At 57.6% G+C, this 4,425-nt stretch carries 7 protein-coding genes and 1 tRNA gene; 7 read left to right on the top strand and 1 reads right to left on the bottom strand.

Annotated features, from left to right (window positions below):
• The 3 genes from A3714_RS17070 to A3714_RS17060 form a co-directional block, all read left to right on the top strand.
• Window positions 1–208, top strand: a 208-nt coding sequence (locus A3714_RS17070; RefSeq protein ID WP_063527209.1) for a phosphoribosylaminoimidazolesuccinocarboxamide synthase, incomplete at its 5' end; no start/stop codon positions are given.
• A 50-nt stretch (window positions 209–258) separates the two neighbouring features.
• A complete protein-coding gene (locus tag A3714_RS17065) occupies window positions 259–492 on the top strand; it encodes a DUF6726 family protein (RefSeq protein ID WP_062816953.1) in 234 nt (77 codons plus the stop codon).
• 152 nt (window positions 493–644) lie between these two features.
• Window positions 645–1,151 (top strand): hypothetical protein, encoded by a 507-nt coding sequence (locus tag A3714_RS17060; RefSeq protein WP_062816954.1) that lies wholly within the window; start codon window positions 645–647, stop codon window positions 1,149–1,151.
• A gap of 403 nt (window positions 1,152–1,554) precedes the next feature.
• On the opposite strand, the gene A3714_RS17055 is transcribed toward A3714_RS17060, so the two are convergent.
• Window positions 1,555–2,100 (bottom strand): hypothetical protein, encoded by a 546-nt coding sequence (locus tag A3714_RS17055; protein ID WP_063509242.1) that lies wholly within the window; start codon window positions 2,098–2,100, stop codon window positions 1,555–1,557.
• 359 nt (window positions 2,101–2,459) lie between these two features.
• On the opposite strand from A3714_RS17055, the gene A3714_RS17050 reads away from it, so the two are divergent.
• From A3714_RS17050 to A3714_RS17035, 4 genes are all read left to right on the top strand, one after another.
• Entirely contained in the window at window positions 2,460–3,155 is a 696-nt protein-coding gene (locus A3714_RS17050; protein ID WP_062816956.1) for a GntR family transcriptional regulator, read from the top strand.
• A 96-nt stretch (window positions 3,156–3,251) separates the two neighbouring features.
• Window positions 3,252–3,328: transfer RNA gene (locus A3714_RS17045), tRNA-Val, on the top strand.
• Window positions 3,329–3,442: 114 nt separating this feature from the next.
• On the top strand, window positions 3,443–3,922 hold the full coding sequence (locus A3714_RS17040) for a hypothetical protein (RefSeq protein ID WP_063509896.1): 480 nt from the start codon (window positions 3,443–3,445) through the stop codon (window positions 3,920–3,922).
• On the top strand, window positions 3,919–4,419 hold the full coding sequence (locus tag A3714_RS17035) for a DUF72 domain-containing protein (protein WP_231867870.1): 501 nt from the start codon (window positions 3,919–3,921) through the stop codon (window positions 4,417–4,419). Before A3714_RS17040 ends, A3714_RS17035 begins: the two co-directional genes overlap by 4 nt.
• The last annotated feature ends 6 nt before the right edge of the window (window positions 4,420–4,425 follow it).

The raw sequence follows: 4,425 nt of genomic DNA, 5'->3' as shown, positions 1-4,425 counted from the left end.
CATGCTGTTGGTGGATTACAAACTGGAATTTGGCGTGTTTAATGGTGAGGTGCTGCTGGGCGATGAGTTCAGCCCGGACGGCTGCCGCTTGTGGGACAAGGACAGCCGGGAAAAGCTGGATAAAGACCGTTTCCGCCAGGGCCTGGGTGGCGTGGTGGAAGCCTATGAAGAAGTGGGACGCCGATTGGGGATGCAGTTTCAGTACTGATTCACGGCGTGCCGGTACAACTACACACTGAAGAATAATAAGGAGCAACTATGAAATCCGTAATGCGTCTGGCGGTGGTGGGCTTGCTGGCTGCCACTCTCAGTGGCTGTTTCCTGACCAAACTGGCCACCACTCCCATGCGACTGGTCGGCGCCGCCGGCTCTGTGGTGGGTGCGGTGCTGTCCATTATTCCGGTGGCCGGGAATGCCGCTGATGAAGCCCTGGAAAAGGTGGATGGCGCCATCGATACCACGGCGGACAATATCGACAAGATTCCTCTGTAACAGGCGTCCTTTGGCCCTGCGGAGGCGGGGCCAGGGATTTCCGGGCTTGTAATCCCCGGGGCGGTTGTGAAAAATACAGACTCCCCGGCCCGCTTGCGGCCTGACCAGGCGTGAAAGCCCTGGCGACATAACAACAATAACCGGAGTTCGCCATGCACCGCTGGCTACTTTCCTTCCTTATGCTTATGCCTTTGCCGGCTGTGGCAGATGATCTGCTGATAGGCCTGGGTTACCTGAATGGTCTCGCCGGGGTGAACCTGGAGTGGGCCACCGAGCACAACAGCTTCTACGCCATGCCTGCCATGTATCTGGACTCCGGTGGCTTCGACACCGATGAGCCTCGCTGGGTGGCTGGCTGGCGCCGTAAAATGGAGCGGGGCCTGATGTCCGAGAGTGGCTTCTTCACCGGCCTGATGGCAGGGGACCTGGGCGGTGAGCGTCATTATGAACGCCTGGGTGTTGGTGTGGAGCTGGGCCATCAATGGGTGAAGCCCTATTCCCGCTGGACCGTGAGTGCCGGGGTGGGCGCTATCGAAGCCCTGGACTGCGACGAATACAAAGCGGCGATTCGTTGTGATACGCAAGAAGAGCGCGACAATAACGACCTGGATGTAGAGCCGGTGGTCGTGCTCGGTATCAGCTTCAGTTTGCGCCGCTGATTCCCCAATCCTTCCGTGTTCCTGCGCAAGTGTCTGTGGCGGTTGAAGAAAGCGCCACGGGCACTTGCTTTCTTGTGTTTGCCCTGATCTGAAGCAAAAGTTTTGCACAGCGTTTAACCGTTTTTCACACCTTGTGTGAATGTTCTTGGCTAACTCGTTGATTTGCAGTGGATGATTGTTAAGTTGCTGTTTTTAAAGGTTTTAATAAAACGGCCATTTTTTCATCATTCTGGGGGAAGGGCAGGCATCATGGGTGCTGGCGGCAGTTCCTGACAGTCTATGCACAAAGTTATCCACAGATGTTGTGAGTAACTTTTCGGGGCCGATGTTGGACAACGGAAGGCCGCTAGACGGTGTACACACCGCCGCCTTGCTGATGGAGGCGGCAAGCCGGTCGTCGCGCTCAGCGCTTCAGCATCGGCAGGGGCCGCCAGGGTTGGCTGAGGAGTTGCTGGCCGCTGAGTTTGAGCAGCAGACGATGGAAGCCGGCGTTGGGGAAAGCGTGTTTGATGAGCCGGACCCGGGCCATGGGGACGCCGAAACGCATGACGCCCAGACTCACATCGATCCAGTCTGCGCGACGGAACACTTCGACCAGGTTATTGCGGTCCTTGTCGTAGCGGCTGATCTTGTGGTGATTGAGGATCATGGCCCGGACCAGGGTACGGCAATGGCCCAGCTGGTGTTCCTCCAGGTAGTGTTCTGCCAGGCGGGCTGAGGGCTGCAGGTAATCGAAGGTGCCGGCCAGCCAGATGCCGGCATCATGAAAAAAAGCGGCAATTTCCAGGGCTTCCCATTCCTGCGGGTCCAGTGTTTTTTGCGCCGCCACAAGATTGATCAAACGGTAAACGTGGTTCCGATAGGGGGTCTGTTGCTTGCCAAAGCGTTCCGAGTATTGATCGAACAGTGCATCTAGGCGCGGCAATTGCGTAATCAGGTCTTGGGGCATCCTGTCTACCTGGTGGTCTTCAAGGGGCGCATCTTAACGTCACGATAAGACACCATGTCACTTCATACTGGCCAGTAGTGTGAATGAAATCCAGTGGGCACCGGTAAAAACTGGGACCCCGGACACACCTTCAGGGCATCGTGATATTGGCTTTACGGTGTAGACAGTGCCGGTGGTGAGCAAAATTGTAAGCAATCGATTTCCGGTGCTTGGTAGTCAGTCTTCCTTGTACTATAGTCGGACAAGAATTTTGGGATTGTTCAACAAGCCTGGGGCCGCAGTACCACTGTCTGATCCCGCCGTCGGCAGGCTTCAATACGGCTGCCTGCGGGCTGAGACAATCCCCACAAGGAGTGCCCGTGAGCTTCAAAGCCAAAGAAAGCCTCTCTGAGCAGATAGCCCAGCATCTTGCCAAGCAGATTATTCATGGTGACATGCTGGCTGGCGATCGTATCCAGGAGCTGCGTGTCGCCGGTGAGCTGGATGTGAGTCGCGGTTCTGTCCGCGAGGCGCTGCTGATCCTGCAGCGCCGCCAGCTGATCGATATCCTGCCGCGCCGGGGCGCCGTAGTGAAGGAGATGTCTGAAGCCCATGTGCGCAGCCTCTACGAGGTGATGCAGGTATTGCTGGGGTTGGTGATTCGCAAGGCCATCAAGGTGGTACGCGAAGAAGACCTGGATGCGTTTATTGAGCTGGTTCACGGTTTGCAGGTGGCCGCGGAGGATCGGGATCTGGATGCGTTCTTTGTGCTCAGTTTCCAGTTTCTCGAGCATGCCTACCCGTTCGCCCGCAATGTGTTTGTGGAAGACATCCTGATCAATATGCAGCCGGCCATGCAGCGGGCCTATTTCATGGCTTTGCACCTGGAGGCCGATGAGGTGAAGGAATGCCTGTCGTTCTTCAAGGCCCTGGTGGAAACCATCTTCCGCCGTGATGTACGCTCGGCCCTGGAAATCATTCGGGAGTTTGCCGAGCACCAGTCCGAACTGGTGGAGGAATCCATTACCCGGGCCCGCCAGATCGAAACCGCCTGGGGCTCGCGCCGGCGTAAATAAATTCCCCCTTGCCCTGTGCCGCCAAGCTGCATAGAATTGCCACCCTCTTCAGGGAGCTGGCCGGGTCAGTAACCCCATCAACCTGAAGATCGCCATAGAACCGTAGCTCAGTTGGTTAGAGCGCCGCCTTGACATGGCGGAGGTCGGCGGTTCGAATCCGCCCGGTTCTACCAAGATTCAGAAAAAGGGTTTGTCGCAGTGATGCGGCAAACCCTTTTTTCGTTTGGCCCCTTTTTCACGCTGCCCTGTAGAATACCTGACACTCTGGAGCCGACGAGAAAGTTGGGATGCCTGACATTGATTATCTCGGGGCTGCCCGCCCGGCCCTGATTCTTTACCTGCCGCATCGGCCGAACGGTCTTGCCTGGTTGCAGCAACGCCCTGACGCTACTGAACTGGTGGCGGCCAATTCCAACCACTGGCGCAAGATCGTGAACCTGCTCGCCAAGTTGGCCAGCCCGGTGGCGGAGGACTGGCGGCATTTTCGGGATGAATGTCTGTTCCAGAACTCCGCACTTTGTTTTGTGCCGACAATGTCCGACAAGGAATGCTGGCACTGGATTGGAGGCAGGGACAATCTGCAGCGTTTTGCCGGCTTGCAGCACAATGCCTGTCCGCTGGCCGGTGCTCCCGGGGTTTCCGTGGACACGGAGCGCCGCTTGCTACTAACCCCTTACCCTGACTATCGCCAGCTTAGCAACGCGTTGCTGGAAAAGGTGCGTCTTTGTCTTGAGGAGCAGGGCTTCTATGGCGGGGTTTGCCCATGACGCGGCCGTATTTTCTTGGCTGCCCGCAGTGGCAGCACCCCGGCTGGAATGGTCGTCTGCCTGCCGGCGAGAGTCCTCTGGAACGCTATAGTCGGGTCTTCAATAGTGTCGAGGGCAATACCTCCTTCTACGCCACCCCGTCACGCAAGCAATGTGAACAATGGCGGGCTCAGGTGCCGGAGGATTTCCGGTTCCTGTTCAAGTTTCCACGGCAGATCACGCATGACCGTCTGCTAAAGGGGGTTGATAGGCAGGCGCGGGCATTTCTGGATGTGCTGGCTCCGCTGGCGGATGTGCTCGGGCCGTTCTTGCTACAGCTTCCCGCAGCTTTCGGGCCGGAGCGATTGGAGGATTTGTGGCGCTTTGTGGAGGCGCTGCCGGCACCGTTCGCTTGCACGGTAGAAGTGCGTCACCGGGATTTCTTCGCCAAGGGCGAGGCGGAGAGGGCGCTCAATCGCGGCCTGCGCGAGCGCAATCTGGCCNAGAAATCCCGGTGACGCACT

The sequence above is a fragment of the Alcanivorax sp. HI0007 genome, from assembly GCF_001635525.1.
Taxonomy (GTDB): domain Bacteria; phylum Pseudomonadota; class Gammaproteobacteria; order Pseudomonadales; family Alcanivoracaceae; genus Alcanivorax.
This window is presented reverse-complemented; position numbering and strand designations above follow the sequence as displayed.